Genomic DNA, 13,089 nt, shown 5'->3' on the forward strand with positions numbered 1-13,089 from the left:
TATTTTTTTTTAGACTTCTAAGCAAAGATTTTTGACACGCGCAATTTTGTAAAAACTATTAGGTAAAGGCGCAACAAATGTCATTTTTTTTTGTTTCACAGGATGTAAAAAGCTTAGAGAATAAGCATGCAAGGCCATACGTCCAAGCGGATTTGAATTTGCTCGATACTTTTTATCCCCTACAATAGGATGACCTGCTTCTGAGCAGTGTACGCGCAGTTGGTTTTTTTTACCGGTTAACAATTTCAAACGTAAAAGCGAGAATTGTTTATTGCTCCATATTTGATCAAATTCAGTAATAGCTAATTTACCATTTTCTAGAGAAGTGCTACGAACAAAATACTTCTCGTCTTCTTTTAAGTAGCTTTGCCAACATCCTTGTTGAGTTGTAAGCTTTCCTTCTACTAGAGCGTAATAAGTTTTCTGTATATGGCGCTCTTCAAATTGGGCTTTAAGAGATTCTTTAGCAGAGTCGCTACAAGCAAACATCATAACACCAGATGTTTCACGATCTAGGCGATGGACAGCAAAGACATTTTTGCGACGCAGTCTTACTTTTAAGATATTTTGCAGTGTATTTTGCGTTTCAAAGTCCGTTGCCACACTAAGCATCCCTTCTGGTTTTTCTACAACAATTATTGCATCATCTTCATAGAGAACTTTAATACCTTCATCTAAAAAAACAAACTTGTCTCTAATAGTAATGGATTGCCCTTGTTGCAGCTCTACACCAAGGTCTGTCGCATAACGACCATCTATCAAAATCCGTCCAGAGTGAATCCAAGAACGCAGAGTGGTTTTTGAACTTTTAGGAAAATGTTTTTTTAGAACATCTTGTAAATAAATATTTTGATCAATAACAAACTTCATACTTTCCTTTAGATTTTCTGAACATTTTATCAATAATTAGATTAAAAAAAAACAATTTATAATCAAAAATTTACATTAAATTAATAAGAAAAAAGCTCTAGTTCCTTAAGCCTAAAAGAAAAAGCTCTTGTTCCCCAATTCAAAATCCGTTATATATAGCCCTCTATCTAAAAGCAAAAAATTGGAGATCTGACAATGCAGACGACTAAAGAAAAAGTAAGCTATGTCATTGGGTTAGAGACAGGAAAAAATTTAATACAACAATTTGGGGAGATGGATTTCAAATATGTCTTAGAAGGGATCCAACATGGCACTTCAGGCACAGAACCTCAACTACCCCAAGAAGAAATTATCTCCATTATAGAAGCACTTAAACAGCAAATTCAAGCTAAGCAAAAAGAGTTTTTTACTCAACTCTCTGAGGAAAATAAAAAAAGAAGTGAAGCTTTTTTATTAGAAAATAAAAATAAAGAGGGCGTAGTAACACTCAACAGCGGACTTCAGTATAAAATACTAGAAAAGGCTTCAAAAGAGGGTTCTCACCCAACTGCATTAGATACTGTAAAAATTCATTATCGAGGCTCTTATATTGATGGTAAAGTATTTGACTCTTCTTATCAAAGAGAAGAACCCTTAGTCATTGGTTTAAATCAAGTTATTTTAGGCTGGTCGGAAATTCTACAAAAAATGCAGGTCGGTGACACATGGCAGGTATTTATTCCTTCTTATTTGGCTTATGGAGAAAGAGGCTTTGAGCCTCATATCGGTCCTAATGTCGCTTTAGTTTTTGAAATGCAATTATTGGGCATTAACAATTAAAATTGTATAAAAGGCCCTCTGTTTTTCCAATAATTCGGGCCATAGTCATAACATAGCTGTGAGCCCTTAGGTATGTCTTTATTTGCATAGAGAATAATGTGTCGTTTTTCTTGATGATAAGCTAAAACAGAATCTATGTTTGGCTCAGTACTATGATTGATAAAACGCGTATGATTTCCCATTGAACGTGCATCAATTACATAAGGACTTCTCTTATATTCTAAAATGGGATACTCAAAACAGTAAATATTATTATCTCCTTCAAACCAAGAGCGTTTGCGGATTAACCCCGTATACTCTCCAATGCAAGTATTTCTGGCAATTTCCTGATTAGCAAATACCCCATAGCCCGCTTTTTGATTAATCCAAGCAATGGTTAATTGTACTGGGCAGCCCAAAAGCATCTCTTTAGCATAAAAGCACCCTAACCACTTTTCTTTTTTGTTTAAAAATCGTCTGGATAATTTCTTTTGCACTTTCTTTTCTAGATCTAGCGAATGAAAAACTAAACAATTCGTGTATTCAACAGCAAACACTTGCCCAAAACAAGCTGGGCTAGTAATAGGTATTTCTTTATGCTCTTGTAAAACCGCTGTCAATTTCATAATCTGGCAAACATTAATAGAAGATACACTTTTAGCAAAAGGCAAATCATTCATGAAAGATCTTTATCTTGTTCGTCATGGGCAAACAAAATGGTCTATAACAGGTCAACATACTAGTTCTACTGATCTTTCTTTAACAACTCAAGGATGCAAGCAAGCAGGGCTTCTTAAGAACCGATTGTCCAAAATAAATTTTGAGCTTGTTTTAACCAGTCCACTTAAAAGGTCTTTAGAGACTTGCGAATTAGCGGGTTTTTCTAAAGTTGCAAATATAGATGCTCATTTAAAGGAATGGAACTATGGTCTCTATGAAGGATGGACAAAACAACAAATTCTTACAAAAGCTCCGGAGTGGAATATCTTTACGGATGGTGCTCCTAATGGAGAATCTGTTGAAGATGTGAAAAATCGAGCTCATGCTATTCTAGATAAAATTCAATCCACCCAAGGAAATGTCTTAATTTTTTCTCATGGTCATTTTTTACGCTTATTTCTTACGCAATGGTTACAAGTCCCTTCTGATCAAGCAAACCTTTTTATGTTAACTACAGCCTCTATTTCTGTATTAATTTTTGATGGTAGAATTCGAGTAATAAATACTTGGAATGATCTATGTCATTTATATGCTTAAAAGTTAAGATCTCTTGCTATTTTTTGCAGAACTGCTATTCTTGAATTTAATTTTTTTTAAGGTCCTGACATGTCACTCGCTTGGTTTTTTCTACTATTAGCTGGTTTTTTTGAAATTTGTTTTACAATTGCATTGAAGTTCAGTCAAGGGTTCACTCGTTTGATTCCAAGTTTAATTACCATTATCTTCATTTTTTTTAGTTTCTTTTGTGTATCTCAGGCAATGAAAACTATTCCCATTGGCACAGCATACGCTGTATGGGCAGGAATTGGCGCTGCTGGTACAGTAATTTGTGGGATCATCTTTTTTGGCGATTCCTATCATATCATACGCTTAATCTCTTTATCTCTAATCATTATTGGGATTGTAGGCTTAAAGTTAGCTCATATAGATTAATAAAATTACGCTAAGCCTTTTAGAAGGCTATTAATTTAAAAAAAACATTGCATCTAATTTAACAAATAATTATTTATCTGTAATACGGTAAAAATACATTTGAGGATTAATAGATGATAGTTGCAAACAGAAAGCCACGCACAAATAAATTAAAAAATAAAACAAAAACAGACTCTTATAAAAAATGGGCATCGGCTTCTAGTGAACAAATGGAGCTAGAAACAGTAATCTTTCAATATACACTAGATGCTAAACAAGCAGCATATAGCCACGCTTTTTGCAATTGCATCCAAGATTTACAAAATAATTTAACTAAATTATTTAAGTCAAATAATCTTGCTAAAGATACTAAATTTCTTAGGATTTGTGCTTTAACTATAACAGAGCTTTATTATAAAGCAAAATACTACCCTCTTTCACCAAGAACAAAAAAAAATGCTAAACAAATAATAGAGCTTTTAACGAAACCTTTTCAAACTACTACGTTAATACAAGCAGCACGTTTATTTGGTGAGCAAAATCCTCAAGAATCGGACTTAAGCACTGTATTTACTCAGCTTTTGCTAGATAAGATGGAATTTTTAAACCAGTTTGGTTTTAAAATGGCTGGTGAATGTTTAATCTGAGGCTTTTATTAGCCGGTTCATTAAAGCTATATTGCTTTGAGCTATAGGGTCGTTAAAAATTAAAATTTCACTATAACCATTTTTTTCTGCATGACGAAAACATGCATATAGATCTTGTGTACTAAGTTTATAATGGTCACAGTTTTCTACAAGAAGAGGGGTTGTAGAAAGTAGCATTCGCCTATTGGAAGCTGTCTTTTTACAATAGGAATCAAGATGTTCTCTTTCATAAAAGAGCTTAACAGGAATACAAGGGGCATAGTGCCGATACTTCATCCCAGGAGAATAAATAGGTCCTTTTTGCATAGATGTTTGCATATCTATAGTTATACCCAGTACATTTTCAATCTCTTGTTTTGTAATACTTCCAGGGCGTAAAATCACAGGTGGGTTAGATAGCAAGCTAATTACAGTTGACTCAACTCCAAAAGTGGTTCTTCCCCCATCAATAACAGCAGATATTTTCTGATCAAAATCATCTAATACATGTTGCACATCGGTTGCACTAGGTCTACCTGAAAGGTTGGCAGAAGGAGCCACAATAGGAACTCCTAACATCTGGATAAGATCCGTTGCAATTGGGTGAGCTGGCATACGAATAGCAACAGAGTCTAATCCTGCTGAAATCAAAGGTGATAAATCATGGTGACGTGGAGTGATAATCGTTAGCGGCCCTGGAAAGAACGCCTCTGCTAGTTTAAAAAATAGTTTAGAAGGAGGCAAAGCTATTTGATCTATTTGTTTAAGATTTGCAATATGTACAATAAGTGGGTTGTCTGCTGGTCTTTTTTTAACCGCAAAAATAGAAGAGATGGCTGATTCAGAAGAAATAAGAGCAGCCAGCCCATAGACCGTTTCTGTAGGAATAGCTACAAGTTCTCCCTGATGAAGAAGCCTTACTGCTTTATGTAACTGATTAGAAGTTAGTATTTTTGTTTTCATAGAAATAAAAAATTTATCTTATTTTATCTGATTTGCTGAACAAAATCAAGAAAACAACCCTCTATTTTTTCAAATTATTACTAGTAAATATTTATTAACAAGGTAGCGCGCAAATTAACTCATTTCGTATACTCTTTTTTCAATAGAGAAGGAGATAACTTATGAAAATCACTGCATCGATTTTAAGTGTATATGGCTTATTAATTTTGGTCGGAGGGTTAATTGGTCATTGGAAAGCCTCCAGCACAGCTTCTCTTGTTTCCGGGTTATTGTGTGGATCTATATTGCTCCTGCTATCTTATGCAATTGCTCGGGGTAAATTACTGGCGCAATACATAGCTTTAGCATTTATATTTACCCTGGATGCTTTCTTTACTCATCGCTTTGCAAAAAGCCTACATTTTTTTCCTGCTGGAATGATGAGTCTTTTAAGTTTAATCGTATTAATCGTTATTGCGTTGAAAATTCGCAAAACAGTTAAAGCTCGCTAAGAATTAGTAGGATAATGGGGTTCTACATGAACAATTACATCACGCACTGCGGGCCAAGACTTTTGAATTTCTAAACGCACCAATTGAGTGAGCCTATGAGCCTCCTGTACAGAAGATTGCGGAGCTACTTCAATATCGATTCCCACATGAGCATCAGGGCCGTAAATTTGAATCTTAATCTTTTCTGTTGCAAAAACACCTTTTACAGATAAAGCCGCTAAACGCACCTGCTCAAAATAACTAGTCTCAGGTACGTGATCTAATAATTGCTGCAAATTATGCCAAGCAGTTTTTGCTCCCATAAACATCATTAAAAGAGCGATAGCTATAACACCTAAGTGATCAAACAAATAACCATATTTTGGACAAATAGTAGCTAATAGCAAGGCTATCACAGCGAATAGACTGCTAAACATATCTATTCGATAATGAAAGGCCTCCGCTAATAAAACTGGGCTTTTTTGCTGAATTGCTATTTTTTTTATATAACGAAACCCGCATTCAAGGGCAATGATTACGCTCAAAGAAATACTCCAAGCGTAGGAATGCGGTGGCTCTATAGAAGCCTTATGAAATACCAGTTGCAACCCTAAAACCAAAGCTGCAATCATTAATAAAACGCTTAATTGCAATCCCGCAAGCGGCTCTACCCTACCATGTCCAAATGGATGATTTTGATCAGGAGGCTTATCCGCTAAATAGATACATAAAATTAAGCAGCTACTACAAATAATATCTATTAAACTAGAAAAAACATCTGCCATAAGAGCTGCACTATGAAAATAAGAGTACCCTACTAGCTCCAAAATTACAGTTATTAAGCGCAAACCAATCCCTATAAGCATAGATTTACACATCTGCTGTCTTCTGCTACTGCGCGTTTTGTGTATAGTGATTGGGATCGATTCGGCAGGCTTTGTCATGATGGCTTGTTATATCTACCCTCTACAATCTCCCAATCAATTGCATGAAAAAAATCATCTATGTATTGCTCTCTATTAAGTCTATACTGGGTAATGTATGCATGTTCGAAAACATCCATTACCAGCAAAGGCTCTCCCCCTGCAAGATGGCCTAAATCATGTTCATCTATCCAAGTATTAATTAAGCGATTGTCTTTTAAGTCTTGATATAAAATAACCCAGCCAATCCCGCGCATCTTCCCAGTTGCCACAAAACTTTGTTTCCACTTTTCATAAGAGCCAAACTCTTTAACAATCCCTTGATATAAAGAAGAAGAAGGATTAATAGGCTCTTTTCCTCCTAGATTTGCAAAATATAACTCATGTAAGCGCATACCGTCATATTCCCAAGCAAAACGTCTTTTAAGCGCTCCATATTCATAACTGAGCTCTTTTCCTTGACTCTCTAGCTCTTTTAAACGAGTTAGTAGAAGATTAGTGTTTTTAATATACCCTTGATAAAGTTGAAAGTGCATATTTAACAAATCATCCTTAAATCTTGTTTTACCAATTAGATAAGAAAATTCTTTTGCCTTATACTCTAATGGATTCTCCAAAGCAGCTTCCAAGTGAATCGTTGCAATGGATAAAAAAAACAGTATTTTCTTGTACATAAGTTATTGCCCTAAAACCTTGAGTTTTCTAAATCATATAAGCTTGTAATAAAAAGAGTAATCTTATCTCATTTTGCAAAAATTTAAACGATTAATTTTCTCTAATCAATTAACGCCAGGTAAAATGAATGATTGGGCCATCTTGTGTGTGGTATAATTTTGGATGTCCATAATCGGGTAGCTCTTTCACATGCACGCTGCCCCCCTGCCAATAGATATACATTGCAGCACCTATATCTTCATATTCTCCACTCTCTTTTCGAACATAGATAGCTACTACTATAGGAGTATTTTCACCATTACTATCTTTCAATATGGCAAAGACTCGTGGAGCATTTGGATCAACCCCAGGAGCTGGTGTAGGGTTAGGTTGCGTAACACCGTTTTCCCCTCCCTCCGGAAAATTAGTGCTTTTAAGAGTCATACGGCGCCCTTCATTGGACGCATCTTTAAAAGTAAAGGAAACAGCGTGTTCTTTTTCCCTTCTATCAAGAACAATAAAAGAGCTCATCCCAGAAACATTTATCTTAGAGGCATCAGAAATGAATATCTGTGAAGCGCCGCCAAAACCATCATCCTGAAATACAGTCAATTCACATGAGCTACCTACTTTTACTGAGTTTAGCCGATCATTCAACGAGGGATATTCTTTATAAATATTAATTCTATCCCCAAGTTTAGATAAATAAGCTTTCCCAGTATAATTTTCGCTGATAAAGAAAATTACCTCATCGGGTGCTGGGGTAGTTTTAGTTGTCTCTGTTAATGGCATACAATATATCCTCCATATAATTTACCAAGGAGCTTAAAACTCTTTGAGTTTTCTTGCTTCCTATATAAGTAAGATATACTTGGTTTTCTGATTTAAATCTTAATGACAATTAAAAATTTACTATGTACGCTTCTCTTATCTAATGTATTTATGATGATTTTATATAGGAGTATCATCATGCGTCATCCTTTTGAAGAAGAGGTTAAAAAGATCAGAAAAGCAGAATACCCTATTCATGGGCTGATTCTTAATCGCTGGTCTCCTAGATCTATGACAGCGGAAGAAATTACAGATGAGGAACTCTTTCCCCTATTTGAAGCCGCTAGATGGGCTCCTTCCTCTTACAATAATCAACCTTGGCGCTTTTTATACGCTAAAAGAAACCATCCAGATTGGTCTTTATTTTTTAATTTGATGATCCCGTTTAATCAATCTTGGACAAAAAACGCCTCTGTTTTGCTTTTAGTTATTTCTGATAAGTATTTTGAACACAATCGTAAACCATGTCGTACACATAGCTTTGATACAGGCGCTGCTTGGATGTGCATGGCCCTAGAAGGCGCTTGGCGTGGATTGGTCGTTCATGGCATGGAAGGTTTTGACTATGAACAAGCTCAGGAGTCCTTAAAAATCCCAGATAACTATCAAGTAGAAGCACTTGTTGCTATTGGAAAAAGAGCTCCTTTTACTTTACTTTCAGAAGAATTGCAACAAAGAGAAAAACCTAGCACAAGAAAGCCCATTTCAGAAATTGCACGAGAAGGTAAATTCTCTTAAATTAAAATCGAGCAAGCCTATGTGTCTATCTTGCTCGATAACTGAAAAAACAACCTGCTTCTTACTTACGACGAGCTGTAGCTCTTTTAGTAGTTCGACGAGCTGTCTTACGAGCTGTTTTTCTAACAGTTCTTTTAGCTGTTGTTTTTCTAGCACCAGTTTTTCTAGCTGTTCTTTTAGCTGTTTTTCTAGCACCAGTTTTTTTAGTTGTTCGTTTTTTAACCATATATCCTCCAAATTTAGGTATTACGATTGTGAAACTAACTCATAACAATCTGTTATACCCTATAATTATTAATATACATAAAAAAGAAATAAAATTAAAAAAAAATTAAAAATAGTTGACTTCAATTAGAAAATCAAAAAAAGCAAAACCCTTCAGAAGGGCTTTTAAAGTAACTTTTTTTAAATAAATAGATAAAAAAATTTTTTTTGTTTAACTATTTAATATTAAAAAAAATCCATTAATTATAGAGTTTTCTTATGTTTTTAGTTTTCATTTAGAGAAAAGACCTCTATGTTTTTTATTACATCTCCTTCTTCAAGAAGGTCTAAAATATCCATTCCATCAATTATTTGCCCAAAAACAGAATATTCTTGGTCAAAGTCAGAAAGATTTTCTAAGGTAATATAGAACTGAGAGCCACTGGAGAGCTTTTCAGGATTTTGATAATTAGGAAGCCTAAGCCAAGCTAAAGCACCTCTCTGGTGAGATTGTCCTATCTCTGCTGCAATTCTAAAATCACGCCCATCAGGATCCCCCGCTTCTATAACATATTTGGGTACAATGCGATAAAAAGTCAAACCAGTATAGAAGCCTCCTTTTACTAATTCTATGAAAAATCCCACAGAAACAGGAGCCTCTTTATGGTAAAGGCGACAGGTAATATTTCCCTTAGAAGTATGAATAATAGTTCCATCTTCTTTTGATTCAAAAGCAGCTATTTGAGAAAATTCTTCATTCTTTTCTTGCGCCCTAATAATAGATATAGTACATAGAACCATGTATAAATATAGCAGAAGTTTACTCATTAATGCCTCTTGGTCAAAAAGATACGATTGTTGATATACTAAATGAACGAGTTTTTTCTCAAACTAAAAACACGATAAAAGCTCAATAGATTATTATCGTGTTTTATATCTTTTTTTGAAAGCCTAAGAGTTTTTAGATGAGTTGAGCTTAAAAATTCGCTCAACTCAAAAGGATTGCTAACAGCCGCAGCCAGGTTTGTGATGTGGATTATGTGGTTTAACAGGACCAGGGCCACCGGGATGATTTGGTTTCGGAGGGAAATGAGGTTTATGTGGCTGATGATGATTTGGTTTATTATGCTCTTTCATGACTTCTCCATATGGGTTTAAAGTGGTTATATTAAAAGCTACAATACAACCTAAAGTACAACCTAAAATGAAAACACATTTGTTTTTCATAGCTCTTAATTATTAATTACCATTTTTTAATTAAAATGAAAACCCACTCCTGGTATAAAAAAAAACATAGATGGTCATAACAATTTAATTATTAAAATATTGAGCAATGATAAAACAAAATGATTTTATTTTTTAACTAGCTAGCTAATAATGTAAATAAATTAAGGAGTAATAATGATAAGCTCTTCTGACAAACCTAGACGGGTCTTAAGCGTATTTGTGCTTGCAATGTTAAACGTATCCATTATGGCAAGCTTACGCAATTTGCCTTTAGTTGCTGAGTTTGGATTAAGTGCCATTTTCTTTTTTCTCGTTGTTGCTCTTTTTTTCCTAATTCCTTGCGCCTTAATTTCTGCTGAATTAGCTACTGGTTGGCCAAAATCAGGAGGCGTTTATATTTGGGTTAGAGAAGCTCTAGGTGATCGCTGGGGTTTTTTTGCTATTTGGATGCAATGGATACATAATGTCGCTTGGTATCCGGTCATTTTATCCTTTGTAGCTGGTACTTTAGCCTATTTAATCTCCCCTAGTCTTTCCCAAAATAAATTTTTCATATTATCGGTGATTTTATTGGGGTTTTGGGGAATGACTTTTTTTAATTATTTTGGAATTAAAACATCCAGTTGGTTTAGCACTATTGGAGTAATTGCAGGAACTATTGCTCCTGGAATACTCATTATTTCATTAGGCGCGATCTGGATCTTAGAAGGACGTCCTACGCAAATGGAATTAAGCTGGCAGGCTTTAATCCCAGAGTTTAAAGACATTAGCGGCTTGGTTTTCTTAGCAGGACTATTTCTTGCATTTGCAGGTTTAGAGGTTTCTGCTGGTTATGCATCTGATGTAAAAAATCCTAGAAAAAATTATCCCGTAGCTATTGTATTAGCAGCAGTTATTACCTTTAGCTTATTTATGTTAGGCTCTCTTTCTATTGGAGCTGTGATTCCTAAAGCAGATATTAGCTTTGTTTCTGGCCTGATGGATGCGTGTGCCATCTTTTTTCAATATTACCAATTGACTTGGATTCTACCCATTTTAGCCTTTTTATTAGTCATTGGAGCTATAGCTGAGGTTAACTCTTGGTTAATTGGGCCTGTTAAAGGCTTATATACTACATCTATACACGGAAATTTACCCCCTTTTTTCCAAAAGGTAAACAAACGCAACGTCCCTACTCGACTGTTGCTGTTTCAAGCAACTATTGTTTCTGTAGCTGGATTTGTTTTTTTATATATGCCCAATGTAAGCGGTGCCTTTTGGATTCTTACCGCCTTAAGCGCTCAAAGCTATTTAATCATGTATATTCTGATGTTCCTATCAGCCATTATCCTTCGCTATTCCAAGCCGCATGTTCCTAGGGCTTATAAAGTTCCTTTTAAAAATAAAGGAATTTGGTTATTTGGTTCTTTAGGAATTCTCACTTCTTTATTTGTCATCACTCTTGCTTTTGTTCCTCCTGCTCAATTAAATACAGGAAATCCTTGGATTTACTGCGCTTTCCTATTAAGCGGTCTTATATTTATGTGCGGAATACCTTTTTTGATTTATGCACGCCGTAAACCTAGTTGGGTGCAAAAAAAGCATTAAAAAAACAGCTCGGTATCCTAATATGTAGGATTTTATCTATAATAGGTAAAAATATAGAGAAAAATATGATAACTCCTCTTGCAGAGCGTTTACGCCCTACTCAATTAGATGAAATTGCAGGACAAGAGCATCTCTTGTCAGAAAAGGGATTGATAAAAACCACCCTTTTGCAAAAAAAACCGCTTTCTTTACTGCTTTGGGGACCTCCGGGTTCGGGAAAAACTACTCTTGCTCTTGCTTATTCCAAAGCATTTGATGCACGTTTTATTTCTATGAGCGCTGTTTCCCACGCAACATCTGATGTAAAAAGTATCATTCAAGATCTGCAAACACATCCCCTTTTGCAAAAGCAGATAACCATTCTTTTTGTAGATGAAATCCATCGATGGAACAAAGCTCAGCAGGACTTATTTCTTCCTTATTTAGAAGCAGGCTTATTTATACTTATTGGAGCAACTACAGAAAACCCTTCCTTTGCTTTAAATAACGCTCTTTTATCTCGGTTTAGAGTATTGCAGCTTTATTCTTTGAATTCTTCTTCATTACATAAGATTATCAGTAGGTATGAAGAAAAATACACAAAGCTTTTACTCAGTCCAAAAGCGAAAGAAATGTTAATTACCGCAGCCCAGGGCGATGGCCGGCACCTAATTAACCTAATTGAAAATCTAGAGCCTCTCCTGACGAAAAAGCAACTGATTGAAGAACAAGATCTCCTTTTGCTATTACAAAAAAAATCTCCCTTATATGATAGACAATCGGATCAACACTATCAGTTAATTTCTGCCCTGCATAAATCCATTCGAGGTTCTGATCCCGATGCAGCTCTATATTGGCTTGCCCGCATGCTAAATGCAGGAGAAGATCCGCAGTTTTTAGCGCGTCGGTTCATTCGTATGGCCGTAGAAGATATAGGTCTTGCTGATCCCCAAGCGCTTGGGCTTGCCCTTCACGCTTGGGAAGCATTTGCGCAGTTAGGAGCCCCAGAAGCAGAACTAGCTTTAGCTCAAGCGGCTGTTTACTTAGCATTAAGCCCTAAAAGCAATGCACTTTATGTTGCATTTAATCAAGCCAAAGAACTAGCTAAAGAAACCTCTCACCTTCCGCCACCCGCTTTTCTTATCAATTCTGTCACAAAGCTCGATTCCGAATTAGGACATGGAGAAGGGTATCAATATGATCACGATCTACCTTTTGCTTTTTCGGGACAAAATTATTTTCCACAAGATTTGATAAGGCACAAGTTTTATCACCCTAAGTCTTACGGTTTTGAAAGAGAGATGCAGAAACGGGTAAGTTACTTCGAACAACTTCGAAAAAAAAACCCTCCCTCTTAGAAGCCATTTACTTATCTTCATAAGTAGAATGAAAAAGGGAGGGTCAAGAGAGCCTGTTTTCTCAGACTGGGTGGATGATAAGTAGTGAATGACACTAACTTATGGTCTTTGCCATCTAATCGATGACCTGTAAACCCGAGAATCTTGGTTGAAAGAGTTCTTATTTCAGAACATAAATACCAAGCAAGCCCTCTTTATAAATAGAAACATTAATTATCTTTGTTAATTT

At 35.5% G+C, this 13,089-nt stretch carries 17 protein-coding genes; 8 read left to right on the top strand and 9 right to left on the bottom strand.

Translation table 11 applies throughout. From position 1 onward, the window contains the following. Window positions 1-9 precede the first annotated feature (9 nt). Window positions 10-870 carry an RluA family pseudouridine synthase gene (locus RHTP_RS01730; protein WP_138106409.1) on the bottom strand — a complete coding sequence of 287 codons (861 nt, stop codon included), beginning with the start codon at window positions 868-870 and terminating at the stop codon, window positions 10-12. A 195-nt stretch (window positions 871-1,065) separates the two neighbouring features. On the opposite strand from RHTP_RS01730, the gene bamJ reads away from it, so the two are divergent. Further along, window positions 1,066-1,689: a BamJ family beta-barrel-assembly machinery protein gene (bamJ, locus tag RHTP_RS01735; RefSeq protein WP_138106410.1), complete on the top strand. Its 624-nt coding sequence runs from the start codon at window positions 1,066-1,068 to the stop codon at window positions 1,687-1,689. Here the strand turns inward: bamJ and RHTP_RS01740 are convergent. Further along, window positions 1,686-2,348 carry an SET domain-containing protein gene (locus RHTP_RS01740; RefSeq protein WP_138106411.1) on the bottom strand — a complete coding sequence of 221 codons (663 nt, stop codon included), beginning with the start codon at window positions 2,346-2,348 and terminating at the stop codon, window positions 1,686-1,688. The two genes, bamJ and RHTP_RS01740, sit on opposite strands and share 4 nt — an antisense overlap. Here RHTP_RS01740 and RHTP_RS01745 point away from each other — a divergent pair. The 3 genes from RHTP_RS01745 to RHTP_RS01755 all read left to right on the top strand — a co-directional run bounded on the left by RHTP_RS01745 (window position 2,347) and on the right by RHTP_RS01755 (window position 3,947). Further along, complete coding sequence (locus RHTP_RS01745) at window positions 2,347-2,925, top strand: histidine phosphatase family protein (protein WP_138106412.1); 579 nt, start codon at window positions 2,347-2,349, stop codon at window positions 2,923-2,925. The genes RHTP_RS01740 and RHTP_RS01745 overlap by 2 nt on opposite strands. A 69-nt stretch (window positions 2,926-2,994) precedes the next feature. Beyond that, window positions 2,995-3,321, top strand: coding sequence for a DMT family transporter (locus RHTP_RS01750; RefSeq protein WP_138106413.1), 327 nt, complete (start codon window positions 2,995-2,997; stop codon window positions 3,319-3,321). Between the two features lie 113 nt (window positions 3,322-3,434). Further along, window positions 3,435-3,947, top strand: a complete 513-nt coding sequence (locus RHTP_RS01755) for a hypothetical protein (protein WP_138106414.1) — start codon at window positions 3,435-3,437, stop codon at window positions 3,945-3,947. On the opposite strand, the gene RHTP_RS01760 is transcribed toward RHTP_RS01755, so the two are convergent. Continuing rightward, complete coding sequence (locus tag RHTP_RS01760) at window positions 3,939-4,889, bottom strand: L-threonylcarbamoyladenylate synthase (protein ID WP_138106415.1); 951 nt, start codon at window positions 4,887-4,889, stop codon at window positions 3,939-3,941. The two genes, RHTP_RS01755 and RHTP_RS01760, sit on opposite strands and share 9 nt — an antisense overlap. Window positions 4,890-5,050: 161 nt before the next feature. On the opposite strand from RHTP_RS01760, the gene RHTP_RS01765 reads away from it, so the two are divergent. After that, a complete protein-coding gene (locus tag RHTP_RS01765) occupies window positions 5,051-5,380 on the top strand; it encodes a TMEM14 family protein (protein ID WP_138106416.1) in 330 nt (109 codons plus the stop codon). Here RHTP_RS01765 and RHTP_RS01770 read toward each other — a convergent pair. The 3 genes from RHTP_RS01770 to RHTP_RS01780 form a co-directional block, all read right to left on the bottom strand. Continuing rightward, window positions 5,377-6,303: a cation diffusion facilitator family transporter gene (locus RHTP_RS01770; RefSeq protein WP_138106417.1), complete on the bottom strand. Its 927-nt coding sequence runs from the start codon at window positions 6,301-6,303 to the stop codon at window positions 5,377-5,379. The genes RHTP_RS01765 and RHTP_RS01770 overlap by 4 nt on opposite strands. Then, window positions 6,300-6,956 carry a superoxide dismutase gene (locus RHTP_RS01775; RefSeq protein WP_138106418.1) on the bottom strand — a complete coding sequence of 219 codons (657 nt, stop codon included), beginning with the start codon at window positions 6,954-6,956 and terminating at the stop codon, window positions 6,300-6,302. The genes RHTP_RS01770 and RHTP_RS01775 overlap by 4 nt, the downstream gene beginning before the upstream one ends. Window positions 6,957-7,065: 109 nt before the next feature. Next, window positions 7,066-7,728: a beta/gamma crystallin domain-containing protein gene (locus RHTP_RS01780; protein ID WP_138106419.1), complete on the bottom strand. Its 663-nt coding sequence runs from the start codon at window positions 7,726-7,728 to the stop codon at window positions 7,066-7,068. Between the two features lie 177 nt (window positions 7,729-7,905). Here RHTP_RS01780 and RHTP_RS01785 point away from each other — a divergent pair, with 177 nt between their 5' ends. Then, window positions 7,906-8,505 carry a nitroreductase family protein gene (locus RHTP_RS01785; protein ID WP_171005698.1) on the top strand — a complete coding sequence of 200 codons (600 nt, stop codon included), beginning with the start codon at window positions 7,906-7,908 and terminating at the stop codon, window positions 8,503-8,505. 61 nt (window positions 8,506-8,566) lie between these two features. On the opposite strand, the gene RHTP_RS08760 is transcribed toward RHTP_RS01785, so the two are convergent. The 3 genes from RHTP_RS08760 to RHTP_RS01795 all read right to left on the bottom strand — a co-directional run bounded on the left by RHTP_RS08760 (window position 8,567) and on the right by RHTP_RS01795 (window position 9,936). Continuing rightward, window positions 8,567-8,731 (bottom strand): hypothetical protein, encoded by a 165-nt coding sequence (locus RHTP_RS08760; protein ID WP_171005697.1) that lies wholly within the window; start codon window positions 8,729-8,731, stop codon window positions 8,567-8,569. A gap of 263 nt (window positions 8,732-8,994) precedes the next feature. After that, window positions 8,995-9,537: a peptidylprolyl isomerase gene (locus RHTP_RS01790; RefSeq protein ID WP_138106420.1), complete on the bottom strand. Its 543-nt coding sequence runs from the start codon at window positions 9,535-9,537 to the stop codon at window positions 8,995-8,997. 177 nt (window positions 9,538-9,714) lie between these two features. Beyond that, a complete protein-coding gene (locus RHTP_RS01795; protein ID WP_138106421.1) occupies window positions 9,715-9,936 on the bottom strand; it encodes a hypothetical protein in 222 nt (73 codons plus the stop codon). Between the two features lie 174 nt (window positions 9,937-10,110). Here RHTP_RS01795 and RHTP_RS01800 point away from each other — a divergent pair, with 174 nt between their 5' ends. Next, window positions 10,111-11,523, top strand: coding sequence for an amino acid permease (locus tag RHTP_RS01800; RefSeq protein ID WP_138106422.1), 1,413 nt, complete (start codon window positions 10,111-10,113; stop codon window positions 11,521-11,523). Between the two features lie 65 nt (window positions 11,524-11,588). Beyond that, window positions 11,589-12,860: a replication-associated recombination protein A gene (locus tag RHTP_RS01805; protein ID WP_138106423.1), complete on the top strand. Its 1,272-nt coding sequence runs from the start codon at window positions 11,589-11,591 to the stop codon at window positions 12,858-12,860. Window positions 12,861-13,089 lie beyond the last annotated feature (229 nt).

It is taken from the genome of Candidatus Rhabdochlamydia sp. T3358, from assembly GCF_901000775.1.
Lineage (GTDB): Bacteria > Chlamydiota > Chlamydiia > Chlamydiales > Rhabdochlamydiaceae > Rhabdochlamydia.

Excerpts from the sequence above, each read along its gene's own strand:
- RHTP_RS01780 (WP_138106419.1), bottom strand. The coding sequence starts at position 7,728 with ATGCCATTAACAGAGACAACTAAAACTACCCCAGCACCCGATGAGGTA.
- RHTP_RS01745 (WP_138106412.1), top strand. The coding sequence starts at position 2,347 with ATGAAAGATCTTTATCTTGTTCGTCATGGGCAAACAAAATGGTCTATA.
- RHTP_RS01740 (WP_138106411.1), bottom strand. The coding sequence starts at position 2,348 with ATGAATGATTTGCCTTTTGCTAAAAGTGTATCTTCTATTAATGTTTGC.
- RHTP_RS01795 (WP_138106421.1), bottom strand. The coding sequence starts at position 9,936 with ATGAAAAACAAATGTGTTTTCATTTTAGGTTGTACTTTAGGTTGTATT.
- RHTP_RS01760 (WP_138106415.1), bottom strand. The coding sequence starts at position 4,889 with ATGAAAACAAAAATACTAACTTCTAATCAGTTACATAAAGCAGTAAGG.
- RHTP_RS01770 (WP_138106417.1), bottom strand. The coding sequence starts at position 6,303 with ATGACAAAGCCTGCCGAATCGATCCCAATCACTATACACAAAACGCGC.
- RHTP_RS01730 (WP_138106409.1), bottom strand. The coding sequence starts at position 870 with ATGAAGTTTGTTATTGATCAAAATATTTATTTACAAGATGTTCTAAAA.
- bamJ (WP_138106410.1), top strand. The coding sequence starts at position 1,066 with ATGCAGACGACTAAAGAAAAAGTAAGCTATGTCATTGGGTTAGAGACA.
- RHTP_RS08760 (WP_171005697.1), bottom strand. The coding sequence starts at position 8,731 with ATGGTTAAAAAACGAACAACTAAAAAAACTGGTGCTAGAAAAACAGCT.
- RHTP_RS01765 (WP_138106416.1), top strand. The coding sequence starts at position 5,051 with ATGAAAATCACTGCATCGATTTTAAGTGTATATGGCTTATTAATTTTG.
- RHTP_RS01755 (WP_138106414.1), top strand. The coding sequence starts at position 3,435 with ATGATAGTTGCAAACAGAAAGCCACGCACAAATAAATTAAAAAATAAA.
- RHTP_RS01785 (WP_171005698.1), top strand. The coding sequence starts at position 7,906 with ATGCGTCATCCTTTTGAAGAAGAGGTTAAAAAGATCAGAAAAGCAGAA.
- RHTP_RS01750 (WP_138106413.1), top strand. The coding sequence starts at position 2,995 with ATGTCACTCGCTTGGTTTTTTCTACTATTAGCTGGTTTTTTTGAAATT.
- RHTP_RS01800 (WP_138106422.1), top strand. The coding sequence starts at position 10,111 with ATGATAAGCTCTTCTGACAAACCTAGACGGGTCTTAAGCGTATTTGTG.
- RHTP_RS01805 (WP_138106423.1), top strand. The coding sequence starts at position 11,589 with ATGATAACTCCTCTTGCAGAGCGTTTACGCCCTACTCAATTAGATGAA.
- RHTP_RS01775 (WP_138106418.1), bottom strand. The coding sequence starts at position 6,956 with ATGTACAAGAAAATACTGTTTTTTTTATCCATTGCAACGATTCACTTG.
- RHTP_RS01790 (WP_138106420.1), bottom strand. The coding sequence starts at position 9,537 with ATGAGTAAACTTCTGCTATATTTATACATGGTTCTATGTACTATATCT.